At 63.0% G+C, this 25,092-nt stretch carries 28 protein-coding genes and 2 tRNA genes; 15 read left to right on the top strand and 15 right to left on the bottom strand.

Going from position 1 to position 25,092, the window contains the following annotated elements; translation table 11 throughout:
* Nucleotides 1-51: 51 nt before the first annotated feature.
* The 5 genes from PLN84_RS05365 to PLN84_RS05345 all read right to left on the bottom strand — a co-directional run bounded on the left by PLN84_RS05365 (nt 52) and on the right by PLN84_RS05345 (nt 3,697).
* The gene (locus PLN84_RS05365; RefSeq protein WP_292386122.1) at nt 52-471 is read right to left on the bottom strand and encodes a MarR family winged helix-turn-helix transcriptional regulator; all 420 of its coding nucleotides are present in this window, start codon (nt 469-471) and stop codon (nt 52-54) included.
* Nucleotides 472-517: 46 nt separating this feature from the next.
* Nucleotides 518-1,318 (bottom strand): CPBP family intramembrane glutamic endopeptidase, encoded by an 801-nt coding sequence (locus PLN84_RS05360; RefSeq protein WP_292386121.1) that lies wholly within the window; start codon nt 1,316-1,318, stop codon nt 518-520.
* Nucleotides 1,315-2,136 carry an alpha/beta hydrolase gene (locus PLN84_RS05355; protein ID WP_292386119.1) on the bottom strand — a complete coding sequence of 274 codons (822 nt, stop codon included), beginning with the start codon at nt 2,134-2,136 and terminating at the stop codon, nt 1,315-1,317. Before PLN84_RS05355 ends, PLN84_RS05360 begins: the two co-directional genes overlap by 4 nt.
* Nucleotides 2,137-2,138: 2 nt before the next feature.
* Nucleotides 2,139-3,119 carry an alpha/beta hydrolase gene (locus PLN84_RS05350; RefSeq protein WP_292386118.1) on the bottom strand — a complete coding sequence of 327 codons (981 nt, stop codon included), beginning with the start codon at nt 3,117-3,119 and terminating at the stop codon, nt 2,139-2,141.
* An 86-nt stretch (nt 3,120-3,205) separates the two neighbouring features.
* On the bottom strand, nt 3,206-3,697 hold the full coding sequence (locus PLN84_RS05345; RefSeq protein WP_292386117.1) for an SRPBCC domain-containing protein: 492 nt from the start codon (nt 3,695-3,697) through the stop codon (nt 3,206-3,208).
* A 112-nt stretch (nt 3,698-3,809) separates the two neighbouring features.
* Here PLN84_RS05345 and PLN84_RS05340 point away from each other — a divergent pair, with 112 nt between their 5' ends.
* Nucleotides 3,810-4,316: a DUF5946 family protein gene (locus PLN84_RS05340; RefSeq protein ID WP_348531962.1), complete on the top strand. Its 507-nt coding sequence runs from the start codon at nt 3,810-3,812 to the stop codon at nt 4,314-4,316.
* Between the two features lie 59 nt (nt 4,317-4,375).
* Here the strand turns inward: PLN84_RS05340 and PLN84_RS05335 are convergent, their stop codons facing one another.
* Nucleotides 4,376-4,879 carry an SRPBCC family protein gene (locus PLN84_RS05335; protein WP_292558933.1) on the bottom strand — a complete coding sequence of 168 codons (504 nt, stop codon included), beginning with the start codon at nt 4,877-4,879 and terminating at the stop codon, nt 4,376-4,378.
* A 111-nt stretch (nt 4,880-4,990) separates the two neighbouring features.
* Here PLN84_RS05335 and PLN84_RS05330 point away from each other — a divergent pair, with 111 nt between their 5' ends.
* Nucleotides 4,991-5,485, top strand: a complete 495-nt coding sequence (locus PLN84_RS05330) for a DUF5946 family protein (RefSeq protein WP_348531961.1) — start codon at nt 4,991-4,993, stop codon at nt 5,483-5,485.
* A 14-nt stretch (nt 5,486-5,499) separates the two neighbouring features.
* Here the strand turns inward: PLN84_RS05330 and PLN84_RS05325 are convergent, their stop codons facing one another.
* From PLN84_RS05325 to PLN84_RS05305, 5 genes are all read right to left on the bottom strand, one after another.
* The gene (locus PLN84_RS05325; RefSeq protein WP_292558935.1) at nt 5,500-6,447 is read right to left on the bottom strand and encodes a nucleoside recognition protein; all 948 of its coding nucleotides are present in this window, start codon (nt 6,445-6,447) and stop codon (nt 5,500-5,502) included.
* A gap of 718 nt (nt 6,448-7,165) precedes the next feature.
* Nucleotides 7,166-7,783 carry a helix-turn-helix domain-containing protein gene (locus tag PLN84_RS05320; RefSeq protein ID WP_292386114.1) on the bottom strand — a complete coding sequence of 206 codons (618 nt, stop codon included), beginning with the start codon at nt 7,781-7,783 and terminating at the stop codon, nt 7,166-7,168.
* Complete coding sequence (alaS, locus tag PLN84_RS05315) at nt 7,776-10,520, bottom strand: alanine--tRNA ligase (RefSeq protein ID WP_292386113.1); 2,745 nt, start codon at nt 10,518-10,520, stop codon at nt 7,776-7,778. The genes PLN84_RS05320 and alaS overlap by 8 nt, the downstream gene beginning before the upstream one ends.
* A 62-nt stretch (nt 10,521-10,582) precedes the next feature.
* Nucleotides 10,583-10,900: an SWIM zinc finger family protein gene (locus PLN84_RS05310; RefSeq protein ID WP_292386112.1), complete on the bottom strand. Its 318-nt coding sequence runs from the start codon at nt 10,898-10,900 to the stop codon at nt 10,583-10,585.
* Entirely contained in the window at nt 10,897-11,607 is a 711-nt protein-coding gene (locus PLN84_RS05305; protein ID WP_292558937.1) for a Nif3-like dinuclear metal center hexameric protein, read from the bottom strand. Before PLN84_RS05305 ends, PLN84_RS05310 begins: the two co-directional genes overlap by 4 nt.
* Before the next feature lie 262 nt (nt 11,608-11,869).
* On the opposite strand from PLN84_RS05305, the gene PLN84_RS05300 reads away from it, so the two are divergent.
* From PLN84_RS05300 to PLN84_RS05285, 4 genes are all read left to right on the top strand, one after another.
* Complete coding sequence (locus PLN84_RS05300) at nt 11,870-13,171, top strand: PEGA domain-containing protein (protein WP_292386110.1); 1,302 nt, start codon at nt 11,870-11,872, stop codon at nt 13,169-13,171.
* 135 nt (nt 13,172-13,306) lie between these two features.
* Nucleotides 13,307-14,815: a homocysteine biosynthesis protein gene (locus PLN84_RS05295; RefSeq protein ID WP_348531960.1), complete on the top strand. Its 1,509-nt coding sequence runs from the start codon at nt 13,307-13,309 to the stop codon at nt 14,813-14,815.
* Nucleotides 14,812-15,210: a 4Fe-4S binding protein gene (locus PLN84_RS05290; protein WP_292386108.1), complete on the top strand. Its 399-nt coding sequence runs from the start codon at nt 14,812-14,814 to the stop codon at nt 15,208-15,210. The genes PLN84_RS05295 and PLN84_RS05290 overlap by 4 nt, the downstream gene beginning before the upstream one ends.
* Nucleotides 15,207-15,923 (top strand): UPF0280 family protein, encoded by a 717-nt coding sequence (locus PLN84_RS05285; protein ID WP_292558939.1) that lies wholly within the window; start codon nt 15,207-15,209, stop codon nt 15,921-15,923. The genes PLN84_RS05290 and PLN84_RS05285 overlap by 4 nt, the downstream gene beginning before the upstream one ends.
* On the opposite strand, the gene PLN84_RS05280 is transcribed toward PLN84_RS05285, so the two are convergent.
* On the bottom strand, nt 15,920-16,312 hold the full coding sequence (locus tag PLN84_RS05280) for a hypothetical protein (RefSeq protein ID WP_292386105.1): 393 nt from the start codon (nt 16,310-16,312) through the stop codon (nt 15,920-15,922). The genes PLN84_RS05285 and PLN84_RS05280 overlap by 4 nt on opposite strands.
* A 133-nt stretch (nt 16,313-16,445) precedes the next feature.
* Here PLN84_RS05280 and PLN84_RS05275 point away from each other — a divergent pair, with 133 nt between their 5' ends.
* From PLN84_RS05275 to PLN84_RS05255, 5 genes are all read left to right on the top strand, one after another.
* Complete coding sequence (locus PLN84_RS05275) at nt 16,446-16,727, top strand: MarR family transcriptional regulator (protein WP_292386104.1); 282 nt, start codon at nt 16,446-16,448, stop codon at nt 16,725-16,727.
* 1 nt (nt 16,728) lies between these two features.
* Nucleotides 16,729-17,253: a tRNA (cytidine(56)-2'-O)-methyltransferase gene (locus PLN84_RS05270; protein ID WP_292558938.1), complete on the top strand. Its 525-nt coding sequence runs from the start codon at nt 16,729-16,731 to the stop codon at nt 17,251-17,253.
* A complete protein-coding gene (locus PLN84_RS05265) occupies nt 17,250-18,326 on the top strand; it encodes an ATP-grasp domain-containing protein (RefSeq protein WP_292386102.1) in 1,077 nt (358 codons plus the stop codon). Before PLN84_RS05270 ends, PLN84_RS05265 begins: the two co-directional genes overlap by 4 nt.
* 125 nt (nt 18,327-18,451) lie before the next feature.
* Entirely contained in the window at nt 18,452-18,973 is a 522-nt protein-coding gene (locus tag PLN84_RS05260; protein WP_292386101.1) for a transcription factor, read from the top strand.
* Nucleotides 18,966-19,451: an HD domain-containing protein gene (locus tag PLN84_RS05255; protein ID WP_292386099.1), complete on the top strand. Its 486-nt coding sequence runs from the start codon at nt 18,966-18,968 to the stop codon at nt 19,449-19,451. Before PLN84_RS05260 ends, PLN84_RS05255 begins: the two co-directional genes overlap by 8 nt.
* On the opposite strand, the gene PLN84_RS05250 is transcribed toward PLN84_RS05255, so the two are convergent.
* Nucleotides 19,444-19,947, bottom strand: coding sequence for a regulator of amino acid metabolism, contains ACT domain protein (locus PLN84_RS05250; RefSeq protein ID WP_292386098.1), 504 nt, complete (start codon nt 19,945-19,947; stop codon nt 19,444-19,446). The two genes, PLN84_RS05255 and PLN84_RS05250, sit on opposite strands and share 8 nt — an antisense overlap.
* A gap of 180 nt (nt 19,948-20,127) precedes the next feature.
* On the opposite strand from PLN84_RS05250, the gene PLN84_RS05245 reads away from it, so the two are divergent.
* Together PLN84_RS05245 and PLN84_RS05240 are read left to right on the top strand one after the other, a co-directional pair.
* A tRNA-Leu gene (locus tag PLN84_RS05245) sits at nt 20,128-20,212 on the top strand.
* A 156-nt stretch (nt 20,213-20,368) separates the two neighbouring features.
* Entirely contained in the window at nt 20,369-21,652 is a 1,284-nt protein-coding gene (locus tag PLN84_RS05240) for an STAS domain-containing protein (RefSeq protein WP_292386095.1), read from the top strand.
* A 144-nt stretch (nt 21,653-21,796) separates the two neighbouring features.
* On the opposite strand, the gene PLN84_RS05235 is transcribed toward PLN84_RS05240, so the two are convergent.
* A complete protein-coding gene (locus PLN84_RS05235; protein WP_292386093.1) occupies nt 21,797-22,270 on the bottom strand; it encodes a nuclear transport factor 2 family protein in 474 nt (157 codons plus the stop codon).
* Nucleotides 22,271-22,564: 294 nt separating this feature from the next.
* On the opposite strand from PLN84_RS05235, the gene ercA reads away from it, so the two are divergent.
* Together ercA and PLN84_RS05225 are read left to right on the top strand one after the other, a co-directional pair.
* Nucleotides 22,565-23,713 (top strand): alcohol dehydrogenase-like regulatory protein ErcA, encoded by a 1,149-nt coding sequence (ercA, locus tag PLN84_RS05230; protein WP_292386091.1) that lies wholly within the window; start codon nt 22,565-22,567, stop codon nt 23,711-23,713.
* Entirely contained in the window at nt 23,703-24,839 is a 1,137-nt protein-coding gene (locus PLN84_RS05225) for a PAS domain S-box protein (protein ID WP_292386090.1), read from the top strand. The genes ercA and PLN84_RS05225 overlap by 11 nt, the downstream gene beginning before the upstream one ends.
* Nucleotides 24,840-25,013: 174 nt before the next feature.
* Here the strand turns inward: PLN84_RS05225 and PLN84_RS05220 are convergent.
* Nucleotides 25,014-25,085 (bottom strand) — tRNA-Arg (locus PLN84_RS05220).
* Nucleotides 25,086-25,092 lie beyond the last annotated feature (7 nt).

Genomic DNA, 25,092 nt, shown 5'->3' with positions numbered 1-25,092 from the left:
TACTCCAATAAATTAGTTTTGCTTTCCCTAACTATGCCGCCGGCGAAAAAATTACCGGACTTTCCCGAGAATCTTGACCAGAAGGTCGATCTCGGCATCGTCGAGCGTCTGCGTCATCCTCTCGATCATTCGCGAGAGGGCGTTCTGTTCGGCTTCTGCTATCATCCGCCCTTTTTCGGTGAGACGGATGTAGGCGATCCTGCCGTCACCGGGGCATCGTTCCCGGTAGACGCATTCCATCCTGACGAATTTGTTGACCATCTCCGTGACGGTGGGTTTCGAGGTCCCGGTGATCTCGGCGAGCCGGCTGAAGGTCACGTCGGCGTGGCCGTCGATCGTGCGTAGATACGCGATCTGCTTCACGGTTATATCCGCGAGGCCGCACTCGGCAAAGATCTGGCTCGAACATTCGTTTCTGATGGCGATCAGGCGGTCAAGGACTTCGAACAGGTGCTCAACTCTCGCCGCCATAGTCGATGCTCATTAGTTAGGGTATGCCTAACTATAAAGGTTCCGGTCAGGAGAGCCGGCAGCAAGGGCCACGCAGGCGCCCATGCCGGAATCGGGCAAGCGTCTCCGGCCCCCAGAGGAACACGACGGCGACGGCGACGGCCGCCGCGATCCCCCCGGTGACGACCGGGTCGTAGTGGGAGCCGAGGTTCGGGAACGAGAACTCGGCGACGTTCATCATGCCGTGGAAGAGGGTTGCCGCAAAGACACTCCCATTTGTGTTGTTGTAGAGCCAGACGATGACGACCCGGAGCGCGACTGTCGAGAGTGCCTGCCCCGCCGCCCAGGCGGGGGTGTTGAGCAGGAGCCAGGGGATGGAGTGCCACTCCGCCCAGACCACTCCCAGGATCAGGGCGGTCACGAGAGCGCTCCACCGCTCCTGCAGGGGGTCGGCGGCATATCCCATCCATCCCGCTTCCTCGAACGCAGCGGCGATGAAGAAGAGGGGGACGAAGACCGGGATCAGGAGATACGGGACGAAAGGGTCGGCGGGGAGCGGCAGGCCAAAAAGAAGCATCACACCGTAGGAGAGGAGCATGATCGCGGGCATCAGGAGGATGATGGGGAGATACCAAACCGGCCGGATCTTTTTGTAGTCAAGAACCCGGGCGAACAGTCTTCTTACGCCGCCGGCCCCCTCCTCCCGCCGGACCAGGATCGCGGCCGCCAGGGCCGGGCAGACGAGCATGAACGCGCTCACGGGGAGGTTCAGCGGGCCGGGGAGGGGTGTTGCGGCAAAGAGGAGGAACGGGAGGGAGAGAACGAAGATCAGGAGGAAGAAGGCCGGGGGCGACCGCCCGGGGTTCATGCCCCCCCCGCCTCCGGCGCGGGTGCATCGAGGAACTCCCCGATCATCGCAAGCAGCCAGTCGGTGCGGTCGATGAGCGTGATATGGGTCGTGCCGGGGAGGACCGCGAGCCGGGACGCCGGGAGCCCGACGATATCCCCCGGCACGCCGCCGCCGAGCAGCCGGAAGATCTCGACCGCGTGTTCGGGGCGGTTGACGTCGGAGTCGCCTATGATGACGAGCGTCGGCGCCCGGATCGACCGGATCTCCTCAGCCGTCCAGCCCCGGAACTCTCGGTCCAGCTGCTTCACCTTCTCGATGAGCCGGGGCCAGGCATCCGGGTTCGGCGCCGTCCGGGCATACTCCTCCGCGAACGGGGTGCCGGCCAGGTCTTCGGGCTTCAGGTTCTCTTCCCCCTCGTACATCTCGGGGTAGGACCCTTCTCTCGTGTAACTCGGCGAGGCAAGGACGAGTTTGTGCACGACGTCGGGATGCCGGACGGCGATCTCGAGGGCGATGGCGGCCCCCATGCTGTAGCCGAAGATGTCGGCTTCGCTGACCCCCAGGTGCCGGAGGAGGGCGACGGTGTCCGCCGCCATCCCCCCGTAGGTCAGCGGGCGGTCGATGTCGGCGGTACGGCCGTGAGCCTGCTGCTCGACGGCGAGGACCTGCCGGGTCTCTGCAAGGGTGGGGAGCATCCGCTGAAACGACCCCTCGATCGTCATGAAGGCGCCGTGAAGGAGCACCAGCGGCCTGCCGGCGCCGTGGATCTCGTAATACATCGAAAGCCCGTTCACGGGCGCGTAGCGGCCCGGCCGCATTTCCATCTTCGTTGCCATGATCATTTCACCTTCTCGTTTGGAGAGAGGCCGGGAATGCCGTTCTCGTGCAGGAACTCCGTAATCCCCTGCCGGACTTCTTCGTGATGCCCAAGAAGCATGTGGCCGCCCCCCGGCACGGCGAGGAGGCGGGCGCCGGGAATCCTCCGTGCAAGGGCGCGTGCATTCTCGTGGAGCGCCAGCGGATCGTCCACGGCGCTGACCACCAGCGTGGGGGCCCGGATCTTCTCAAACGGGTAGTCATTGCCGGAGGCGTTGAGCAGGCCGGGGGTTGAGACGTAAGTGTCAAAAGAGCTTCCGTCGACCCGGGCGCTGACCGGGAGGAGGCTTGAAAGCAGCGTCCTGACTTCGGCCTTATCGTTCGGGGTGAGCCTTTTTCCTCGGGGCACGCCGGCCCACGCTCCTTCTACGATCGGCCGAAAGAAGGTGACCGTCGCCCAGTACACGAAATCATTCCTGAAGAAGACGGTAAAGATGGGTCTCGGCATGACCGGCCCCTTCCCCGGCGCAACGGGTTCGACGAGGATAAGCGCCGAGACGCGCTCCGGGTGGCGCAGGGCGAGCTGGATCGACGAGGCGGAGCCTGCCGAGTAGCCGACGACGGCGGCCCGCTCGATCGCGAGGGCATCAAGCAGGCAGGCGAAGGCGTCCGCCTGCATGGTGACGCTCGCACGCGAAGGCATGGGCGTGCCGGGGTAGCCGAACCTTGACGGCGCGATGACCTGGAGCGCCTGGTCGATGGTCCACCCGGCGAGCAGCAAACCCTGGTCGAACCCGCCCGCGTTGCCGTGGACGACGAGCACCGGGTAGCCGTCCCCGGACCGGGCATACCCGATCGGCCCGCACCCGGTCCGGACCACCCGGCTTCCCGGGCCTTTGATCTGCTCCCGGACGGCACGCATCTCGCGCCGGTAGCGCATCGTGACCGCCGCCCCCACGACGGCGACGCCGAGCAGGATGAGGGGGACCAGGAGACTAACCATAGGGATGCACGCTCCACTCCAGCCATAAGGCTACCCGTTCCCGCCGGGTCCTGCAGGCCGGGAGAACCCGGGGCATCAGGTCCCGGCTACCCGAGGACGGTTGCGAGTCTGTCGAACGACTCGTTCCACCCGGCCTCGACCTGCTCGATTGGCTCGCCCGCCGGGATGCCTTCATGCCGCAGGGTCATCTTCGTCCCGCCGCTGTGCTCCTCGAACGTCACCGTCACCAGGAGTTCCAGCGGCCAGTCCCCGCTCATCCCGTAGGTCGAGGCCGGGACCACGTTGCCTTGGGCGTTCGCAAACGAATCGGTGAAGACGAGCCGTTCACCCGCGACGATCTCGCGGTACTCACCGGTGCTCCAGACCTCCTGGCCTTCGGGCGAGCGCATGGCAAAGAGGTACCTGCCCCCCTCGCGGAGGTCGACTTTGACGACCGGCGCTGTAAACTCCGCCGGCCCCCACCACTGCGCTATCACCTCCGGGTCCGTCCACGCCCTCCAGACCTGTTCGCGCGATGCCGCGAAGATGCGCTGGATGAATAACCTTCCTCTCTCTTCCGTCAGTGTTGCTTCTGCCATGTTGCCGTTCCCTCCAATTTTTCCGTGATCGGGACCCCCTGCATAAAAAACTTCCTCGCCTGCATACGCACCGATGCGAAGAAGTGCGATGACGCCAGAACTGGCATAGTTCATGAACAGTAGCGCTTTCACTGTCTGCCCCGGATGCGGGGTGAAGCTCCCCGACCGGAACCTCGGTCCTGCGGAGCGTTACAACGCCGCGGGCGAGTGCCTGGAGGCGTACTATGACCTGACCTGCTGGACCCTCGTGCAGCAGGACGCCGGGTTCGTCCACCAGCACGCAGTCGACGCCTACGCGGCGCAACACGTTGGAGAGCGAATGCGCCCGATAACGGCGGTGTTCGCGCTCATCGGGCTCTACCTCGCTGTGGAAAGAGGGTATACAGGCCGGCAGGTGCAGCTTGTCCATATGAAGATCGGGAGAAGAAGGGACTGGCCCCGGCTGGAACCCCCCAAAGACCGGGGAGAGCTGACCGTGATGGACATCCTTCTGGCCGCGACGGATGCGAAGAAGGAAGAGGCGCTGATGCGCTGGACTGCGGCGGTCTGGGAAGCCTGGGAGGACCGGCACCGGTGGGTGCGGGAGACGACGAAGAGGGTGCTCTACGGCGTGGGGTAGTGCCGGTGCCACCGGGCCACTCCCGGCGGCCTGCGGCACTACCCTGCTCCATTCCAGGATTATCGCGCCGGCGCAGCCTGCTTCTGCGAGATCTGGCGCTGCAAAACCTCCGCAAGAAGTTCTGTGGTCGAAACCATCTCTTCCTTCATGTCCGGCTGGAGCATCGCGTCGCGATCCTCGACTGACTGGAAGACCAGGTGGTCCGTCATCCTTGTCCTGCCGCCGCCGAGGTCTTCGAGCGTCTCCGTCTCGAGCACGACATGGCCCGGCATGCCCTCGTACTCGACGGTGTCGACGACCCGCTCGGGCGGGGTGACGTCATGGAATACGCCGTGCATCGCGAACGTGTTCCCCCCGGCGTCACGCTGGACGACGCGCCATGTGCCGCCCGGCTTCGCATCCATCTGCTCGATCGTGGTCGTGGTGCCCTTCGGGCCCCACCACTGCGCTACCAGCTCGGGGTCCGTGCACGCCTTGAAGACGAGGTCACGCGGCGCGTCGAACTCCCGCGTGATGATGATCTCCTGCTTTCCGGGTTCAGCGATGAGACTTGTTTCTGCCATTGTATCTCCCTCCTATTTTCTCTGGCCCTCATCGCTCCTGTATGAAAAATGTTCTGTTGCAGGTGCACCGGCGAAAACAAGTATGACGGCGCCGGATCAAAGAAATACGTCATGACCGGCAGCAATTTTGTCGTCGGTCCCGGATGCGGGCAGAGTCAGCCCGAGCGAGATCTCGACCCTCCCGAGCGCTACAACGCCGCGGGCGAGTGCCTGGAGGCGTACTATGACCTGACCTGCTGGACCCTCGTGCAGCAGGACGCCGGGTTCGTCCACCAGCACGCAGTCGACGCCTACGCGGCGCAACACGTTGGAGAGCGAATGCGCCCGATAACGGCGGTGTTCGCGCTCATCGGGCTCTACCTCGCTGTGGAAAGAGGGTATACAGGCCGGCAGGTGCAGCTTGTCCATATGAAGATCGGGAGAAGAAGGGACTGGCCCCGGCTGGAACCCCCCAAAGACCGGGGAGAGCTGACCGTGATGGACATCCTTCTGGCCGCGACGGATGCGAAGAAGGAAGAGGCGCTGATGCGCTGGACTGCGGCGGTCTGGGAAGCCTGGGAGGACCGGCACCGGTGGGTGCGGGAGACGACGGAGAAGGTCCAATGACGCAGGGTCGTCATTCACCAGAACCAGGCCAGCAGGAAGATCGTCACCAGCAGGAGGCCGTCCTGGAGCGCGACCGAGAGGAGCATGATCTCGGTGCCTTGCTTCGGCCCGAAGATCGCGACATAAAAGGACCCGAGCCAGCGCAGGTAGGTGACGACGCTGGTCAGCAGGTTCGCCACGAGCAGCGTGACGACAATATCCCTGCCGACCATATCACCGGCAGCGAGCAGTCCAGACGCAAGGCTTGCTGCGGCGATGTACGACCCGAACTTTGCCGCGATGATCGCGAGGCCTTCGGGCGGTATGGGAAAGAGCCTGCTCGCGCCCTCCAGATGCGCCGCAACGGCGTCGAATACCCCGGCCTCGATGAGAAACGCCACAACGACGAGCGTCGGGATCATAATCCCGAGGATCCGGCGGAGGGTTCTCGCGGCCGGTCGGAGGGAGGTTCTCAGGGCCGTTTTCGGGGGTAACGTCCGCCCGGAATGCTCCTCCGGCGTCCGGGTCGCCGGAACCGCCGGGAGAAGCATCCGCCCGGCAATCATGACGATCCCGGTCTTGAGAAACCCAATCGCCATCAGGATGGCAAAGTAGATCACGCCAAAGACCCCGAGCAGCGGGACATAAACCGGGATCAGGTAGCGCCAGTGCATGACGACGGACGGGAAGGAGTTGATGAGCGCCGCGACGACGAGCTCGCCCCGCCCGATCATCCCTTTATGGTAGTAGTCGACAAGCATCGCGTCCGCCGCCTGCGGCGAGACGAATGCCAGGAGAAAACTCGCTCCGCACTCGCGGGGGAGGTGGGAGAAGGTCGTGACCGGGTAGGCAACGCTCGCGATCCTCTCGGTGATCCGGAGAGCAATCAAGATCTCGGCGATCAGCACGCCGATAATGACGATCGGGACCGTCCGGAGCAGGAGCTCGGATGAGAGGACCAGAGTCGCTGAAAGGATCTCCATTGCGCTGCTCATGATCTACGGCTCGCCGGGGTTTTGCCTGCACGGCGCGGCATGCGAGCTCGTCCCGAAACACTGTTTCATACGCCCTCTGTACATATCACGGTTCTGGATGCCGGCAATGGTGCGCGGCCGGCTCTGCAATCCCCATAGGCCTGTGCTGCCGATCTCGGGCCCGGGCGCCTCATGATCCAGAAGAACGTCGACGTCCCGATGAAGAGGGTGATGGCGGCCGTCATCGCCCCCCCGCGATCGCAAAAAGGTTATTCATATGCCGTGGTGGCATCCTGCGGCGAATTCAGGAGTGTTTCGGGTTTTTAACTGCCGTGTGCTTCAGCTCTTCTTCCCCGGACAGGACCTGCCTTCCATCCCCGGTCACAGGGCCGGCATCCGGCCTGCCTTAAATGCAAGACAAACGGATCTCACGAAAGAGAAACGGCGTTCGACGTAGATAAGCCAATATTCCGTGGTTTCCGGCTGCCGCCGGAATTTACGGCAGGATCCCGATGGGATAGCCTTATGGTGTCATACTCCGATCAGGCATATTGTGGTGATAGACCATGCCAAAGTGCTACAGTTGCGGTGCAGAGATCAATCCAAAGAAGACAAGATGCCCCAAATGCGGGGCAAAGGTTGAAGCAGGAAGCGGGCAACCCCAGGGAGCCGGATCTGTCAGGGGGCGACGATAAAGATCCCCTGATACCCCCTCACCAGACCTCTTTTATCCGTTTCTCCCTTTTTCCGCCCGCGGGGAGGTCCGCCACCAGTAGTAGACCTCGTAGACCAGGAGCGCGAGCAGCACCGCGCAGGCCCCGAAGAAGAACCCCATCACCAGGTCGTGGACCGGCAGTCCCCCGGCGGCATCGAAGGCAGGTGTCCGGAGCGTCACGACCTCTTCGCCGTTTCCACCGGAGGCCATCGGGCCGGGCGGCATGGCCTGGATCCCCGGCATGACCACCGGAAGAAACGTCGCAAGGCTGAGGCTCGCGAAGATGGCGACCGCAAAGAGCGTCGCGTACTTCTGGAGCACCGACCGCAGATCGCTCACCGGCGGCGCGATGATGAACACCTGGTTCGCAAGACCGTAGACCTTCACCTCGCGCCCTTTCTCGCTCCAGCGGGTCTCCATAACCTCAAGAATCCCGGCGTCGAGGAGGTTCTCGATGTGGTAGGAGGCGGTGGTGATCGGGATCGCCATCGCCCTGGCAACCTCTGAGGACGTCAGCGGCCCGCTGCCGAAAGCCTGAATAACCGCGTTCGCCGTCTGGCTCGCCATTGCCCGGGCGATCTTCTGAGCCCGCTCATCGCCCGGCTGGATAACTACAACATCGTCAACCATGGAGTGCTTCAAGGATCTCTCTGCGTCCGTGCTCCAGCGCCTCATCAAGCCGGGAGGCGTCTGTTCCGGCACCCTGCGCAAGCGTCGGTTTACCGCCGCCCTTCCCGCCGAGGATGCCGCATACCTTCCTCACGATATCGGCGGCGTTCACCATCGGTACGCCGGAGGCTGCTACCACCTTCACGTTTCCGTTTCCCGACACGAAGAGCGCCACGCCGCCCTCTGCCGAGACGCTGCTCGCGAGATCGACGAGTTCCTTCTGGGCCGCATCCACCTGCCTGACGACGACCCGGACCCCGTCGACCATCTCGCCCTCGAGGTGCTGCGCCTGGAGGTCCACCACGCTCTTCTGGAGCCGCTCGATCTCCTTCTTCTGCTCCTTCCATTCCGAGAAGAAGCGCGCTACCGCCGCCGGCAGGTTCTCGGGCTGGACGCTCAGCACATCGGAGGATGCCTGGAGGAGATCCGTCATATGCTGCACGGCATGCACGGCGGCGATGCCGGCCGCAAAGACCAGCCGCTCGACGCCGTCCTGGATGTGCTCGACGCCGATGACCCGGATGAAACCGATCTCGCCGGTCGTCCGGACGTGCGTACCCGCACACGCCTGCACGTCGCTCGCCACCCGCACCGTCCTGATCTCCCGGCCCGGCGGCACCCCTCCCTGGTAGAGGTCGAACCCGTACTTCTGCTCGGCCTTCGTCCGCTCCTCGATATGGATATAGACCGGTGTATCGGCCATGACCAGGCGGTTCGCCTCGATCTCGATCCGCTTGAGTTCGTCGGGCGTGATATGCGTGTAGTGCCGGACATCAAGGCGCGAGGTCTCGCTCCCCTTCTGGGCGCCCGCCTGGTGCACGTGGACGCCGAGCACCTTCTTTGCGGCGTGCAGGAGGACGTGGGTCGCCGTGTGGTGGCGCATCAGCGATCGCCGGCGTTCCTCGTCCACCATTCCCTTCACCCGCTCGCCGCGCTTCAGGGGACCTCCCGTGACCCGGTGGAGGATCACCTCCCCGACTTTCGTCGCCTCCTCCACCCGGACCATGCTCTCGGACGTCACCAGGGTGCCGGTGTCGGACGGCTGACCGCCTCCCTCGGGGTAGAAGAGCGTCTGGTCCAGCACCACCATCCCGTCGAAGTAGTCGAGCACCATCGCCTCGAACTCAACCTCGTTCGGCAGGTCGTAGAAGAGTTTCTTCGTCGGAGGGAGCGTCTTCGCCCGCTCGCGGTACGGAGCAAGCGGGTCCTCTCCTTCCGCTGCCTTCTGCGCCTCCGAGTGGATGTCGGCGATCAGCGAGTAGAAGTTGTCGGGAACCTCCACGACAGCCCCCTCGGCGGCAGCGACATCCTTCACCATCTCAGGCGGGATGCCGTGCGAGTCGTAGAGAGTGATCACCTCTGCGAGAGGGACGCGGGTGCTCTTCGCCTTGTAGTTCCGGGCAATCTTCTGGACGATCCGGGTCCCGCGTTCGAGGGTCGCGGCGTACCGCTCCTCCTCGCTCTCCACGATCTCCCTGACCACATCGACGCTCTGCCCGAAGTTCCCGGTCCCGACGACCTGCATCTGCGCCTCGATCAGGTCCCCCAGGTCTTCGTCCATCGAAAGGTCGTTCATCATCCGGAGCGTCCGGCGAAGCACCAGCCGGGCGAGGTACCCCTCGCGGACGTTCGAGGGGACGATGCAGTCGCCGAGCATGTAGGCGAGGCAGCGGGTGTGGTCGGCGACGGAGTAGACCTTCTCGATCGGGACGACGATCCGCTCGAGCCGCTCGACAGGCACGTCGATCGCCTCGGCGACCTTCCGCCGCAGGTTGTAGAGGTTCGTCCCGGAGATGTCCATCACCCCGGCGAACCGGGCGCTGAGCCCCATGATCTTCGTGAACTCCGGGTTGTCAAGGAGGTGCTCGAGGTGAGACGAGCGCATCAGGCGGCTCACCATCTCCGGGAAGACCGCGTCGTAGATCGTCGGCGAACCCTTCGAGGCCCAGACAAACCGCTCGAGGCCGTAGCCGGTATCCACAATCTTCAGCCGCATCGGATAGTACGGCTCCCCGTTCACATCGACGGGCGGCTGATCGGTCTTCTGCCGCCCGAGGTTCATGAAGACCAGCGTCGCGACCTCAAGGCCGCCGATGAGCACCTCGACGGAGGCCCCGGCGTTCCCGCCGCCGTACCAGGGGTGCTCCTTGTAACTGACACGGTTAAGGTCGCCGCCGATCGACGCAATGAACTCGTCGCAGAGGGCAACCGTCTCCTCCTTCCAGTAGACCTGTTCCTCGGGGGTGTTGAAGGCGTGGTGGGCCATCATCTCAAAGAGTGTCAGGTGGCGCCCGGATCTCCCTACCGAGTCAAGGTCGTTTAAGCGGATGCAGGGCTGGGAGATGGTCAGCGGGTTTGCCGGCGGGGGAACGACCCCGCTCGTGACGAACGGCTGGAAGTCGGCGATGGATGCTATGGTGAGGTAGATATCGTCTCTCCACCGTGCGGCTACGGGGTAGCGCTGGAGGCGCGTGTGACCGTGCCGCTCAAAGAACGAGAGGAACGCCTCCCGCATCTCGTCAACGGTATGGGGTTTGAAGACCGGGTTGCCGATGAAGTTATACGTCACACACGGAGCGTCGCCGCAGAGTTCCTGTTCAGGGTCCCGGGTCCAGAAAGCAGCCCCGCAACTCTTGCAGATCTTCCGCACAAATCCCTGGGATCGGAAATAATCGAGCGTATATTCTTCTTCGAGCATTGAAAATCACGCAGTATGATCAACGTATGACTGGAACTGATATAGTTGTTTGCGCTACACCGTTAACGTTTCCATACGTCCTGGTACCAGAGGTCGTAGGATTCGTAGAATCCCGTCCGCTCGGCGATGCGTACCGCAAGAATGTGCCAGCACTCGCAGCCCCGGAAGAGGAAGTCGTTGCAGGTGCAGAAGTCTTCCTCCACGATATACTCGTCACTGTGGCCCACCACGATGAAGAAGTCCAGATAGCGCTTCACCCGCCTCTCATCGACGGCTCTGAGCGCCTTTCTCCCCCGCTCCCCGTAGGCATGCTCGATACAGGCGCGAAATTCCGGTGTCAGCTTTCCGTCCCGCTCCATCTTCTGCCAGATGCTGCTCATAGAACTACCACTACGTGCGGTGGGTCAGGGATATAATGCCATCCCATGCGGGAGGAGAGCGCCTCCATGGCCGGGGCCTCGAGGGCGTAATGGGTGGCCTCGAGGCAGGGGATGGGCGACGCACGGGCGACGCTGTGCTTTAGTTCCGCCGAGAGGAAGGCTTCCGCCCCGAGGGCGGCGGCCTCCCGGATCAGGTCCGGGTCAAACCCGCCGCCGCCCACGAGCGCCAGGCGGCGGATCGTCTCGATCTCGCCGTAGACCCGTATCCCCCCGCCGGGGAGGCGGCGGACGATCTCGGTCACGTCGAGGGAGCAGTCGCCGACGAGGCCGACGGTCATCCGCTCGGTCGCAAAAAGACCGAGTTTTGATGCCAGGACGTCATTGACGCCGCCCTCGGCACGGTCGAAGTTTGTGTGCATCACATAGAGGTTCATCCGGGCGGCAAGGATGGTCCGGAGCAGGTGCGACATCGGCCCCCGGACCGCCGTGATCGGGCTCCAGAGGGGTGTATGGTGGACGACCAGCATATCCGCGCCGGCACGGACTGCGGCCTCCACCACGCGCTCTGTGGCGTCAAGCGCACAGCAGACGGTCCCGATCTCGTCCTTCCCCTCGACGACGAGACCGATCTTCCCGGCATCGTAGTCTTCAGCCAGTTCGGGGGGAGCAACCTGCTCCATCGCGGTGATGAACCTCTGGATATCCATGCAGTACCCCATGTTGATCTCGCGGGATAAAAAGGTGGACGGGGTTGCCCGGAGAACGAGGGTCGCCTCCCTCAGTACAGATCACCTCTGGGCATGAAAATACCCGGGTCGGGTGGATCGTTCATCTCCGGTAACATCGGGCATCTTTCCTTGAGAAAAACGACCGGTATTATCAAATGGTATCAGAAATCGGAGATACAAAAATAGAAATAATTATCCATCAAAAAGCCGACATTCGACTGTTATCTATCGGAGACAGAGCATGTTAAGAACCCTTATCATCGGAATGACGCTCCTCTTCCTCTGTGCCGGCATCCCTGCCGTCTCTGCAGGCATCGGAGGAGATGAAGGATGGTACCGCGTCCACTGCAACATCGACGGTGCCGACGTATATTTCGACGGAGAGTACCAAGGTACTACATACGGAGGATGGATCGATATCCCGGTCTACACCACCGGGTCGCCCTACAGCACCGTCCGGGTTGAGAAGAGCGGTTACCGCACGTACTCCGCCGGCCTGCCCTCCGGACCCGCTATGGGCGATACCGTGAACGTCTACGCGACGCTGCAACCGGTCGAGACCGCCGGTTCGATTCGGGTCACGTCAAGTCCTTCAGGCTCGGCCATCTACTTAAACGGGAACTACCGCGGAGTGGCGCCGCTCACGATCCAGAACCTCGTCCCCGGCACCTACTCCCTTGACGCTGAACGGTCCGGCTACCAGTCCGATCACACGACCGTCACGGTCAGGGCGGGCCAGCAGTCGAACGTCCAGTTCACCCTGACAGCGATCGAGCAGTACGGGTCGGTCAAGGTCACGTCCTCCCCCTCGGGCGCCTATGTCTACATGGACGGGGTCTACAAAGGCCGGACGCCCCTGACGCTCTCCAGCGTCTCGGCAAAGAACCACAACATCGAACTCGATCTTGCCGGCTACTATGACTGGAGGTCGACCGTGGCCGTGACCTCCGGCGTCACCCGCTACGTCGACGCCCGGCTGACGGCCGTCCCCTCCGATACCACCGGGGCAATCGATGTCGTCTCCTACCCGGCAGGTGCGGACGTCTTCCTCGACGAGAAGTACCAGGGCAAGACCCCCTCGGCAGGAGTATACACGATCTCGAACGTCGCGGTCGGTTCCCACACCGTCAGGGTCGCTCTCTCGGGCTACCAGGACTACACGACGCCGGTCGGTGTCAGCAGTGCAACCACGAGCCATGTCAGCGCGGCCCTCCAGCCCGGCCAGTCAACCACGACGACCGGCTCCATCGCGGTCACCTCATCCCCCTCCGGCGCCGAGGTCTACATCGACAACGCGTATAAGGGCATCACCCCGGTGACCGTCGACGGTGTTGCCGCCGGCACCCATGCCGTCAGGGTGGCGCTCAGCGGCTACGGCGACTGGGCGACCACCGTTCAGGTCGGCGCCGGAAGCACCGCTTCCGCCTCGGCCTCGCTTTCTGCCGTCCCGACCCAGGCACCCAGCGCAGGCATGGCGCCCTTTGCGGTAGTCGGGGCGCTCGGCATCCTCGGGCTTCTTGTTGCCCTGCACAGGCGGGACTGAAGAGTTAGAACCCCCCCTTCTTTTTAGCATAGCCATGCACGATTCGATCGCTGCCGGAATGCCTGCATATCCCAGGTCAATATTACTAAAAGTAATAATCAACACCTATAAATATTCCCAAATGAATATACGTTCATGGAAAAGTCCCTTGACCTCATCAATGCCCGGATACGCGACGGTAGTGCACGAGTGGTTACCGCCGAAGAGATGCCGGCCATTGTCGACGCACTCGGAGAGGAAGGGGCACTGGCGGAGGTCGACGTCGTCACGACCGGGACGTTCGGGGCAATGTGCTCCTCCGGTGCCTTCTTCAACTTCGGGCACGCCGACCCCCCCATACGGATGGAGCGCGTCTGGCTCAACGACGTGGAGGCATACGCGGGAATAGCGGCGGTCGACGCCTACCTTGGCGCAACCCAGGAGGCCGAGTCCAAGGACCAGGTCTACGGCGGCGCCCACGTCCTCGAAGAACTCGTCGCCGGAGGCACCGTCGAGCTGCGGGCAACCTCTCACGGGACCGACTGCTACCCGCGCCGGAGCATCACCACGGAGCTGCTCCTCGAGGACATGAACCAGGCGATCATGGTCAACCCGCGGAACTCCTACCAGCGCTACAACGCGGCGACGAACGCCACCGACCGGACGCTCCAGACCTACATGGGCACCCTCCTCCCGCGGTGCGGCAACGTCTCCTACTCCGGCGCAGGGACCCTCTCACCGCTCGCAAACGACCCCGAATTCCGGGTCATCGGGAGCGGCGTCTCGATCTTCCTTGCCGGTGCCGAAGGAATGATCGTCGGCGAGGGGACCCAGCACTCTGCTGGGGGCGGCTTTGGGACGCTGATGGTGACCGGGGACATGAAGCAGATGCGCCAGGAGTTCCTGCGTGCGGCAGTGATGAACGGCTACGGCGTGACGATGTATGTCGGCGTCGGCATCCCGATCCCGGTGCTCGATACCGGGATCGTCCGGAGCACTGCGGTGCGCGACGAGGATATCCTGACCGACATCATCGATTACGGCACGCCCCGGCGCGACCGGCCGTCGCTCGCGAAGGTCAGTTACGCCGACTTGAGGAGCGGCTCGGTCGAGATCGGCGGTGAGACGGTCAGGACGTCATCGCTCTCCAGTTACCGGCGGGCACGGGCGGTTGCGACGGAACTCAAGGACTGGATAGAGAGGGGGAAGATGGAACTTGCGCTTCCCACCCGGCGGATCGACCCGACAAAACGTGCGAGACCCATGCGGGAGACGGCCGTCAGCCCCCGCGTCCGCGAGATCATGAACCGGCAGGTGATCAGCATCACGGAGGACGAGGAGATCCGGGTGGCGGCAAAACGGCTCCTCAAGGACGAGACGAACCACCTCCCGGTTCTCGACGGGAACGGCACGCTGGTCGGGATCATCACCACCTACGATGTCTCGAAGGCGGTGGTGAACGACGGTAAACTGCGACAGGTCAAAGACATCATGACCCGGAAGGTGATCAAGACGACCCCGGACGAGCCGGTGGACGTCGCCGCCCGGAAACTGGAGCAGAACAACATCAGCGCGCTTCCGGTGGTTGACGCGACGAACCGGGTAGTCGGCATTCTCTCGGCGATCGATCTCGGGAAGCTCTTCGGCGGGAGGCGGCGGCGATGAAGCTCCTGCTCTCCTTCTCCCGAAAAGGGAAAGCCGACCCGGGACGGGAGCCGGTGATCGCCCGGGTGGTGAAGGAGACCGGCGTCCTCATCAACGTGGAGAAGGCGAACATAGACTCGATGGCAGGGGAGGTGCTGATCGATGTCCCCGATAGGGACGCGGACCTGGTCCGCCGCCGCCTCGAGGAGATGGGGGTCGCGGTCCACGTGATGGAGAATGCCATCACTCTCGACGAGGCGGAGTGCGTTGATTGCGGGGCCTGCATCAGCGTCTGCCCCCAGGAGGTCTTCTCCTTCGACGAGGAGTGGCGCCTCCGGGTGATCGCCGAGCGGTGCGTCCTCTGCGGCAAGTGCATCCGGGCATGCCCGCACGGCGCCCTCTCGCAGCAGGGATGATCCGGGAGCACTTCGAGTTCCGGCAGACGATCGCGACCATCCTTGCCGGGACCCCTGAGGAGGTCGCGGCGGCAACGTCCGGGATGCTGGCCGCCCGGCAGGAGGTCGAGCGGCAGATCGCCCTCGACCCCTATTTTTCGGCAACTTTTGAACCGTATACGCCGGCGTCCCCCGGGCGGACCGTCGGGCGCATGGCCCGGGCCGCAGCAGGGGCCGGGGTGGGGCCGATGGCGGCGGTGGCGGGGGCCATCGCCTGGGCGGGGGTTGAGGCGATGGTCGAGGCCGGGGCAGCGTTCGGTCTCGTCGACAACGGGGGGGATATCGCTCTGGTGAGCGACCGCGAGGTGAAGATAGGCGTTTACGCAGGCGCATCACCCTTGAGCGGGCGTATCGCGTTCCTGCTCCCGCCACAGAACGAGATCCTCGGGATCTGCACCTCATCGGCGACGGTGGGTCCGTCGATCAGTCTCGGCATCGCCGACGCCGTGACGGTCTTCTCCCCCGACGTCGCCGTCGCGGATGCCTGGGCGACGGCGATCTGCAACCGGATCGGGGCAGACGACACCTCCGTCCTCGACACCCTCCCCGGGACCGGGGTTACGGGCGTCCTCGCCATCATCAACGACGCGGTCATCCGCTGGGGGGACCTTCCGGCGGTCGTGCGGGCGAAGGTGGACGAACGGTTAATCACCGCCGGTCGGTCGCCGCTCTAGAGAGACTCGTCCAGGTACCTGACCATAGCCGCGTATGCTTCCGGGCCACGGAACCGGGCAAGCACCGTATCACCGTCGGTGAGGAGGAGCACGGGCTCTCCATCGGCGAGCGTGAAGATCAGGTCGTAGATATCGATCTCGTCGACGACGATCCCCCGGGCGAGGTCCGATGCCGCATGGAGCTGCAGCCGCTCCATCGCGAGTTCGTCGGGCGTCTCCCGGAAGAAGTAGTAGAAGACCTGGTAGGCGTTGAGGAAGTCGGAGGAGAGCAGGGCTGCCCGGGTCTCTCCGTCAAGCGTATCCAGCCTCTCCGCGAGAAGTTCGTCGTCATCGCCGCTCGCCTCGAAGAGCCCGTCGGCAAGGTCCGCAAGTTCTGCATAAGTTACCATCGTTCGGTTCCCACCCTTCCTGTCTGTCGTCCTGCACCTTCTTGAGATCCGCCCGGATAGCGGCGGGTAGAGCCGGATCGGTGCAGACGGCGCATGAATAACTATATCGGTCTATCCGGAAAAAAGAATAGGTGTGCGTGAGGAAGATCTGGATTGGGCCATATATCATCGGATTCCTGCAACCGGCTGCGTTACGGTCGAAGACCTGGCAGCGGCCACCGGTTTTGAACAGAGCGCGGTCACGGCATCGCTTGATCGTCTCGAGCGCTACCTCCTGGTCCGGCGCTCCGACGATGAGGTGCGTCTCCTCTCCATTCAGGAGTCGCTGATCGAGTGCCAGTGCCGGCATACCACGGAAGATCTCCCGTTCGTCATCGAGAACGGTGTCATCAGGGCGAAGAAGAGGGACGAGTGATATGCCCGAAGTAGCAGTACTCAGGATAGGCCACCGGCCCGAACGCGACCAGCGGGTGACGACCCATGTCGGCCTCGCGGCGCGGGCGCTCGGGGCGCGGGGGATGTACCTCGCCGCGAACGACCACGGCGTGATCACGAGCATCGAGGATGTGGCTGACCGGTGGGGAGGGGAGTTCTTCGTCGAGAACGACGTCAAGTGGCGGCGGTGCATCCAGGACTGGAAGGCCGGCGGCGGCAAGGTCGCCCACCTCACGATGTACGGGCTCCGGATGACCGACGTTATCGACGAGATCCGGGGAGAGGAGCGGGTGCTCGTCGTGGTCGGGGCGGAGAAGGTGCCGGGCGATATCTACGGCCTTGCCGACTACAACGTCTCGGTGACCACCCAGCCCCACTCGGAGATATCGAGCCTCGCCCTCTTCCTCGACCACCTCTTCGAGGGGAAGGAACTCAACCGGGAGTACCCGGACGCGAAGATCCGGATCGAGCCGACGAAGGTCGGGAAGAAGACGGTGGAGCGGTGACGGGCCGGGTGCTGGTTGCGGGGTTCGCCACGCGGCACGTGGCACAGTCGGCCCGCCGGGCCGGCTACACGGTCTACGCCGTCGACCACTTCTGCGACCAGGATCTTGCCTGGTGCACGGAGGAGTGCCTCGGGTTCGACGACCTCGCCGAACTCCCGGAGAAGATCGCCGAACTCGCCGCCCGTCACCCGGTCGACGCGCTGGTCGTCGCTTCGGGCGCCGAGACGATCGGGACGACGATCCCGCTCTGCGGCACGCCGCCCGCGAAAGTGGAGCGATTCCTGGATAAACTAGAGATCCAGCGGTTCTTCGAGAGGCTGGACGTCCCGGTCCCGCCGCTTGCCGGGGCCGACCACTACCCGATGATGGTCAAGCCGCGCCGGGGAGCGGGAGGGTGGCGGAACGCAGTCGTGAAGACCGCCGAAGAACTCCGCCGGTGGGAGGAGGCCTGGCCGGACGTTCCGTATGTCGCACAGCAACTCGTCGACGGGATCCCCTCGAGCGTCTCCTGTGTCGCCGACGGCCGGCGCGCGCGGGCCGTCGCGGTCAACCGGCAGATCTTGCGGGGGGAGGGCGAGAGCGCGCACGGGTTTGCCGGCTCCGTCACCCCATTCGCCCACCCGCTTGCCGGGGAGATGATCGCAGCGGCCGAGCGGATCGCTGCCGCGAGCGGATGCGTGGGCTCGGTCGGGATCGACTTCATGGCGGGGGAGAGACCCTGGACGATCGAGATCAACCCCCGGTTCCAGGCGACCGTGGATACGGTTGAGATGGCGACGGGGCAGAACGTCTTTGCCATGCACATGGACGCCTGCCGCGGGATCATCCCGGCGGCGATGCCTGCGGCCCGGCAGGTCGCAGTCCGGCGAATCCTCTTTGCGGAGCGGGATATGCAGGTTGATGCGGATCTCGCACCGCTTGCGCCCCGGATCGCCGATATCCCCTGGCCCGGCACCGAGTTCGAGGAAGGGCATGCCGTCGTGAGCGTTTATGGGGTTGGGCAAACCGAGGCGAAGGCTGCCGCGGATCTGGAGGAGAGCACCGCGGCCGTCCGGCGGCTGCTCGGGGAGTGACCGCCGGCCGCGCACGAGCAGCCCCTTCAACGGGAAAGGATGTTAAAGATTGAGAGCAGAATATGGTGCGCATCGATGCTGAACCATAACTATTATAGACTATCCTGCTATGGGGAGATTTGAGCATGGTATCCGTCACTGAACTGTTAAACGATCCGGCAATCAACGCCTATGTCCTGCGCATGATCGGGGAGGACGGTATCGAACTCATCAGGCGGTTCCCCGAGGGTGGGGAGCACAGCGACGAGGAACTCGCCGAGATGACCGGGGTCAACCTTAATACCGTCCGTCACACGCTCTACACGCTCTACGAGAAGCGTCTCGCTGAGTACCGGCGTTTGAAGAACACCGAGACCGGCTGGCTCACCTACCTCTGGCACCTCCGGCTGGACCGCGTCCATGACGTGCTCGAGGAAGAGATCCGGGACGTGCTCGAGCACCTCGATACCCGGCTCACCTACGAGGAGAAGAACGACTTTTATATGTGCAGGAACTGCAGCATCGTCTACACCTTCACCGATGCGGCAAACTGGAACTTCGAATGCCCGAACTGTGAGGCGATGCTCGAACACTTCGACAACGAACTCATCGCCACCGCCCTCAGAAGAAGGGTCGACAAGATCAAGGAGAGCCTCGGGAGTGCGTGAAGAGGATTGCATCGCCCTCCTCCGGCGCGCGGGGTGCTCCGGGGGGGTCGTCGCCCACTGCCGGGCGGTGCGCGACCTTGCGCTCACCTATGCCTCCGACAGCGCCGTCGACCGCGACCTGGTCGCGGCCGGCGCTCTCCTCCATGACATCGGCCGGGGCGTGACGCACGATATCCGCCACGCGGAGGTGGGCGGCGCGTTGTGCCGCTCGTTCGATCTGGATGAGGCAATCGCCGCCATCGTCGAGCGGCACATCGGTGGGGGGCTGACGGCCGACGAGTGCTCGCTCCTCAATCTCGTGCCGCGCGACTGCATGCCCCAGACGGTTGAGGAGAAGATCGTTGCCCACGCAGACAATCTGGTGAAGGGGACCCGCGCCATCACGCTCGAAGAGCGGCTGCAGCACGCAATCGCGCTCCCGAGGAGGCAGAGGGAGCGGATCTGTCATCTAGCGTTCGAAGTGGAACTCTTCAGATGACCAGCCGCTGCACCTGGGGGAGCGCACGCAGGCGTTCGTAGACCGACGCCGGGACCCTTGGTGCGTCCACGATCATCACGAGTTTCGGCTCTTCTGCGAGGTAAGGGTCGGTGACGAAGATCTGGCGGATGGGGAGGTCGTGATCGACGAGGACTTCGACCGCCGCACCGACGATCCCCTTCTGGTGCGCGTCCTTCGGGTAGAGCGTGATCACCGAGAGGCCGAGGGCCTCGGCGACCCGGGAGAGGTCGGGCGCGGCGCGCATCCGGAGGAAGATCTTCGCCAGGCCGGGGTTATCGAGGATGCGGCGGGCAGTGGCATCGACGACCCTGCGGTCGGTCTCGATCGCCCTGCCGATATGCGTTGCGGGGATCTCGATGCCGTTGCAGACGACGCGCCCCTCTTCGTTGATGCCGAACCCGTTCTCCAGCAGGAAATGGACTACCCGGCCCTGGGACGGCGAATCAGCGAACTCCCGTGAGATGTCGGCCCACATACGGAACTATTGGAGCGGAGCAAATAAATATACACCGACGCGGGTCACGGTGCGCCATGGTCCAGGTCTGTACCCGGGATCGCGGTCCGGCGGCGGCTCCCGGCCTCCGGGACAGCAAGGGCACGGGCCCGGAGAGCAAGATGTTTTATGGTTGCAGTGCGTTGTATAGAGAAGAACAGGGCGAGGGTTGCCGAGCCAGGTCAAAGGCGCAAGGTTGAGGGCCTTGTCACGAAGGTGTTCGGGCGTTCGAATCGCCTCCCTCGCATTCTATCTTTTCATCTGTTCTCTGTAGGTGTTTTTGCGGCTTACGGTGAGTAAGCAGGGTCCGGTCACGTGCGGTTGCATCTCTGTCGGTGGAAGAGGCCGGAGACGGTTCGGTAAAAATAACCGGGAGCGTTCCGATACCTGTACCGGGATACATATGGACCTAGCGACCGAGAGAAGAGATGGCATCCTGACGTTCGTGATGCGCGGAAGGCTTGACGGCTACGGTGCGGGAGAGCTCTCCGATGCCGTGCAGGCGTCGCTGCAGGACGACGACCGGTCGGTCGTCTTCGACCTTGCAGGAGTAAGTTACCTGAGCAGTGCGGGCATCCGGGTTCTTCTTGCCGTAAAGAAACGATTGAAAGAGCGGAGCGGCGTCCTGGCCCTTGCCGGGGTGCAGGAGTACCCGAAAAGCGTTCTCGATATGGCCGGCGTGACGCCGGTATTCTCCCTCTACCCCACGGTCGGGGAGGCCGTCCTCGCCTGCAGAAAACCGCAGGACAGCCTCTCGGTCATCAACGAACTGGCCCGGACCCCGTTCACGAGGGGCGGCGTGGCCTATACCATCGAGCCGACCTCTGCACGGAGTGCGTCGCTCCGGGTCACCGGCAGCCTGGAGAAGATGTTATACGCCCGCCTGACCGAAAGAGACATCCGCGCAATACCGTTTTCAGCTCTCCACTACTCGCTCGGGATCGGCGCGCTCGGAGAGGGCGTGGCGGAGACGCTCCCGCTCCTTGGGGAGATGATCACCCTGCACGGCTCGGTCGTATGGCTGCCGACCGACGGAAACGCCACACCCGACTTCTTCACACCGGTGAAGGACACCGGAGAACTCTCCATCTACTCCGGGTATAACGTAGCGCTCGACGGGCCGTTTCACGAGATCGTCACCATCGACGCAGGAGACGAGGGCAGCATCATGCTCTCTGACGTATACCGCACGATCTTCGAGTTTGCCCGGGAGCAGAGGCGCGATTTCTCCGGTATCGCCGCACTTGCCATGTGGGCCGTTGTCGATGGGGTCTGCAGCCTGGGAGTGAAGAGATCACCTATCGCTGCGTCATCGCCAGCGAACGGCCTCCCCATCAACGCTGAGGAGAACGCAGAGGATTGGCTCGAAGAGAACGATGAGCCGAGGTATCACGGCGACACGATGGTCAGCTTCGGGTTCGGGATAGACTACTCCGCCTGTAACGATGAGCGCCTCTCCGCCCTCACCGACCAGAACCGTCCGAAAACGCAGCAGCTGCAGCTTCACAACCATGGCGTCATCTTCCGGGGAGTGCCGTGGGATGCCTCGGTCGATCTCTCCCGGCAGGTCGAGCGGATCGTGAACGAGGCTGAGTTCGTCGATATGCGGCACCTCAAGGATAACACCCGGATCCGGCGGGCGAAACTCGCGGTGGCCTATATCTCGGAGATCGCGGTCGAGGAGTGAGGCAGGTTCCATCAGGGATGGTCGGCGGGAGTCACCGGTTGCCTGAACAGAAGGATGACCGGAACCTGCTCCGACACCCCTTTCTGTAGAGTTGCGGTCCGGCGGCGGCTCCGGAATCGATCTTTGCCCCAAACTCCGGGAAGGTTATAGCCCCAGATCGGAGAGTCCCGGGTGATCGTCGGGACGCCGTCCCGGCGGCCAGCGATACTTCCGCTCCCCCTCCTGGATCGGCAGATCGTTGATGCTCGCGTAGCGGCGGCGCATCAGGCCGGACTCGTCGAACTCCCAGTTCTCGTTTCCGTAGGAGCGGAACCAGGTACCCGAATCATCGTGCCATTCATATGCGAACCGCACGGCGATACGTGCTTCATGAACCGCCCAGACCTCTTTTATCAGCCTGTAATCGAGCTCTTTTGCCCATTTTCGCTTCAGAAACGCGACGATCTCCTCACGGCCGTTGATAAACTCCGTTCTGTTGCGCCAGGCGCTGTCGATACTGTAGGCAAGCGAAACCCTATCGGGATCGCGGGAGTTCCAGGCATCTTCGGCCATACGGACCTTCTGCACCGCTGTTTCATACGTGAACGGCGGCAGTGGCGGACGACTCTTCTCGGCCATACGCCCTCTCAGCCCGTACAGGTTGATATAGGTGCGGTCACTCTGCATGACTGCAGGGTCTATGTGCGGACAGAATCCGATCGGCAGAGGTTTTCTCTCCTGTGGACTCGCTGTTATCCATATAAATAGCGCCCGATGCGTATACCGAATCTGACAATCTGCGTGTATTCTACGACGGCAACACCATAATATCTATCTACCCTTCAGAACACATCGCCAAAGTATATATGGTTCCGACTTCGTACAGGTGGGTAGCAGTCTTGCTTTCTGTCCCGGAATGGTCTGCATCATACAATGATACCGAGAAGCCAGCTTGACCTGAGAAAATTTGTCGCTCCGGAGTTTATCTGCGGATACGGAGCGCTGCACCTTGCGGGCCGGTATGCACGCAATTTTAGAATGAAACAGGTGCTTCTCGTCACCGACCCGGGTGTCCGGGCCGCAGGCTGGGCGGATGCCGTCGGCGAGAGCCTGACCGAAGCAGGGGTATCGTTCACCATCTTTGATGCCGTCTCCGTCAATCCCCGCGCCGGGGAGGTGATGTCGGGCATGGAGGTCTACCGGGCCGAAGAGTGCAACGGCATCGTCGCCGTCGGCGGAGGGAGCCCGATGGACTGCGCCAAGGGAATCGGGATCGCAAGTTCCAACATGCGGGATATCCTCACGTTTGAGGGCGTCGACCGGGTGCCGGTTCCCGCGCCGCCGCTCATCTGCATCCCGACGACCGCCGGGAGTTCCGCCGACGTCTCCCAGTTCGCCATCATCACGGACGAGGTGAAGAAGCGCAAGATCGCCATCATCTCTAAAATACTCGTTCCCGACATCTCCCTGCTCGATCCCGAACCCCTGACGACGATGTCGGTGGAACTGACCGTGGATTCCGGGATGGACACCCTCTGCCATGCGGTCGAGGCGTATGTATCCAATGCCAGTTCCCCGATGACCGACATGCATGCCCTTGAGGCGCTACGGCTCATCCGGAGCGCACTGCCTGCGGCCATACGGGAGCCCGGTGACCTGGACCTGCGCTTCTCGACCCTCCTTGCCAGCCTTCATGCCGGCCTCGCGTTCTCGAACGCCAGCCTGGGGGCCGTGCATGCGATGGCGCACAGCCTCGGAGGGGCCTGCGATCTTGTGCACGGGCGGTGCAACACGCTCCTCCTCGAGCACGTGATCGCGGCCAACTACGAGGCGGCACCGGATCGATACGACCGGATAGGAGAGATCATCGGCCCGATAGATGACGAACGAGCCTCTCTTGCAGAGGGGGTAGCGGCGTTCAGGAGGTCGCTCGGGATCACGGGGACCCTTGCCGGATTCGGCCTCCGGAAGGAGATGATCCCCACACTTGCCTGGCAGGCGTATACCGACCCCTGTATGGTGACGAACCCCCGCAGGCTCACCTGTGAAGAGATCGAACGGATCTATGAATATGCGCTCTAAACCTCCTGATGACCGGGATCTGCTCCGGGAGAAGATCATCGGCCTTGGAGAGGCATCCCTGCACAAGAGTTACTACCCGGAACTCCAGAGCCGGCTTGCGGAACTCGAACGGTTCAGGGCCCTGCTCGACCAGACACATGACGCAATATTCCTGATCCGTACGGAGACCGGAAAACTTGCGGACGTTAACGCATCTGCGGGGGCATATCTTGGCTACTCAAAGGAGGAACTGGTTGCGATCCCGTTTGCCGACCTGCTCTCCCCGCAACAGAGCGCCCGGTTTGTCGATCTCGTCCGGAAGAAGAGCGATCACCCCTCCGGATCCCGGCAGACCTGCATCGCATCGCTGCTGTCGCGTGGGGGAGTGGAGATCCCGGTGGAGATCACCGTCCGGTCCGTCACCTTCGACGGCGAACCGTACATCGTAGCGATTGCGAGGGACATCACGAACCGGATCTTTGCCGAGAAAGAACTCAAAATAAAAGAGAGCGCCCTTGAGTCCTCGATTAACGGCATTCTCATAGCTGATCTCACCGGGACCATCATGTATGCCAACCCGGGATTTGCTTCAATCTTCGGATACGAACGAGGGGAAGCAATCACAGGGAGAAACATGGATGCATTCTTTGTGGATCCCACCTTTGGCGGAGAGATTACGGTCCATATCCTTGATAGCAACGCGATTATGAAAGAGACGATCGGGTTGCGAAACGACCGGTCTCCATTTCACATTCAGGTCTCAGGCAGTGTCGTCCAGAACGATGCCGGACAGCCGCTCTGCATCATGCTGATCGTCATGGATATTACCGAGCGGATACTCGCCGACCAGATGAAACGGGAGGCATACGCGCAGCTTGAAAAGAATATCGAGCAGTTTGCTATTCTTGGGGATCATATCCGGAACTCGCTGCAGGTGATCGTGGGGTATGCTGAGATGATCGATGACCCTCTCATCAGAAAGATCCTCGATCAATCAGGCCGGATCGACGAGATCGTTACGCAACTCGACCAGGGATGGATGGAGTCGACGAACGTCCGGCGTTTCCTGCGGAGGCGCGGCGGTGATGCGGATCCTCCTGCAGAGACGCTCGCCCGCTCATCGGCCGCGAAGGAAGAAGACTCCTGATACACGTTTTTTTTCGGATCGGATTTTTCGGGAGCGTCAGGTTCGCGGGCCGACTCGTGCGGGGCGAATTGAGCCCCGTCATTGATGAGAGTAGTACCTTCCCGGCGGTCGGCGCCCGCAAAGCGCGACGGGCTCGCGTATCATAAAGCGGATGGGGGTGTAACCCCGAAAAGACGCCCCGGCCGGGATTTGAACCCGGGTCAAAAGCTCCGCAGGCTTCTAGGATATCCACTACCCTACCGGGACACGAGAA

The sequence above is a fragment of the Methanoculleus sp. genome (assembly GCF_035363275.1).
In the GTDB taxonomy this organism is placed as follows: domain Archaea; phylum Halobacteriota; class Methanomicrobia; order Methanomicrobiales; family Methanoculleaceae; genus Methanoculleus.
This window is presented reverse-complemented; position numbering and strand designations above follow the sequence as displayed.

Bases quoted from the DNA above. Each gene is read 5' to 3' on its own strand.
- PLN84_RS05270 (WP_292558938.1), top strand. From the start codon at position 16,729: ATGCCCGAAGTAGCAGTACTCAGGATAGGCCACCGGCCCGAACGCGAC.
- PLN84_RS05325 (WP_292558935.1), bottom strand. From the start codon at position 6,447: ATGGAGATCCTTTCAGCGACTCTGGTCCTCTCATCCGAGCTCCTGCTC.
- PLN84_RS05290 (WP_292386108.1), top strand. From the start codon at position 14,812: ATGAAGCTCCTGCTCTCCTTCTCCCGAAAAGGGAAAGCCGACCCGGGA.
- PLN84_RS05280 (WP_292386105.1), bottom strand. From the start codon at position 16,312: ATGGTAACTTATGCAGAACTTGCGGACCTTGCCGACGGGCTCTTCGAG.
- PLN84_RS05285 (WP_292558939.1), top strand. From the start codon at position 15,207: ATGATCCGGGAGCACTTCGAGTTCCGGCAGACGATCGCGACCATCCTT.
- PLN84_RS05330 (WP_348531961.1), top strand. From the start codon at position 4,991: ATGACCGGCAGCAATTTTGTCGTCGGTCCCGGATGCGGGCAGAGTCAG.
- PLN84_RS05365 (WP_292386122.1), bottom strand. From the start codon at position 471: ATGGCGGCGAGAGTTGAGCACCTGTTCGAAGTCCTTGACCGCCTGATC.
- PLN84_RS05260 (WP_292386101.1), top strand. From the start codon at position 18,452: ATGGTATCCGTCACTGAACTGTTAAACGATCCGGCAATCAACGCCTAT.
- PLN84_RS05240 (WP_292386095.1), top strand. From the start codon at position 20,369: ATGGACCTAGCGACCGAGAGAAGAGATGGCATCCTGACGTTCGTGATG.
- PLN84_RS05300 (WP_292386110.1), top strand. From the start codon at position 11,870: ATGTTAAGAACCCTTATCATCGGAATGACGCTCCTCTTCCTCTGTGCC.
- PLN84_RS05235 (WP_292386093.1), bottom strand. From the start codon at position 22,270: ATGGCCGAGAAGAGTCGTCCGCCACTGCCGCCGTTCACGTATGAAACA.
- PLN84_RS05250 (WP_292386098.1), bottom strand. From the start codon at position 19,947: ATGTGGGCCGACATCTCACGGGAGTTCGCTGATTCGCCGTCCCAGGGC.
- alaS (WP_292386113.1), bottom strand. From the start codon at position 10,520: ATGCTCGAAGAAGAATATACGCTCGATTATTTCCGATCCCAGGGATTT.
- ercA (WP_292386091.1), top strand. From the start codon at position 22,565: ATGATACCGAGAAGCCAGCTTGACCTGAGAAAATTTGTCGCTCCGGAG.
- PLN84_RS05350 (WP_292386118.1), bottom strand. From the start codon at position 3,119: ATGGTTAGTCTCCTGGTCCCCCTCATCCTGCTCGGCGTCGCCGTCGTG.
- PLN84_RS05310 (WP_292386112.1), bottom strand. From the start codon at position 10,900: ATGAGCAGCATCTGGCAGAAGATGGAGCGGGACGGAAAGCTGACACCG.
- PLN84_RS05355 (WP_292386119.1), bottom strand. From the start codon at position 2,136: ATGGCAACGAAGATGGAAATGCGGCCGGGCCGCTACGCGCCCGTGAAC.
- PLN84_RS05305 (WP_292558937.1), bottom strand. From the start codon at position 11,607: ATGGATATCCAGAGGTTCATCACCGCGATGGAGCAGGTTGCTCCCCCC.
- PLN84_RS05340 (WP_348531962.1), top strand. From the start codon at position 3,810: ATGAACAGTAGCGCTTTCACTGTCTGCCCCGGATGCGGGGTGAAGCTC.
- PLN84_RS05320 (WP_292386114.1), bottom strand. From the start codon at position 7,783: ATGGTTGACGATGTTGTAGTTATCCAGCCGGGCGATGAGCGGGCTCAG.
- PLN84_RS05225 (WP_292386090.1), top strand. From the start codon at position 23,703: ATGCGCTCTAAACCTCCTGATGACCGGGATCTGCTCCGGGAGAAGATC.
- PLN84_RS05345 (WP_292386117.1), bottom strand. From the start codon at position 3,697: ATGGCAGAAGCAACACTGACGGAAGAGAGAGGAAGGTTATTCATCCAG.
- PLN84_RS05360 (WP_292386121.1), bottom strand. From the start codon at position 1,318: ATGAACCCCGGGCGGTCGCCCCCGGCCTTCTTCCTCCTGATCTTCGTT.
- PLN84_RS05295 (WP_348531960.1), top strand. From the start codon at position 13,307: ATGGAAAAGTCCCTTGACCTCATCAATGCCCGGATACGCGACGGTAGT.
- PLN84_RS05335 (WP_292558933.1), bottom strand. From the start codon at position 4,879: ATGGCAGAAACAAGTCTCATCGCTGAACCCGGAAAGCAGGAGATCATC.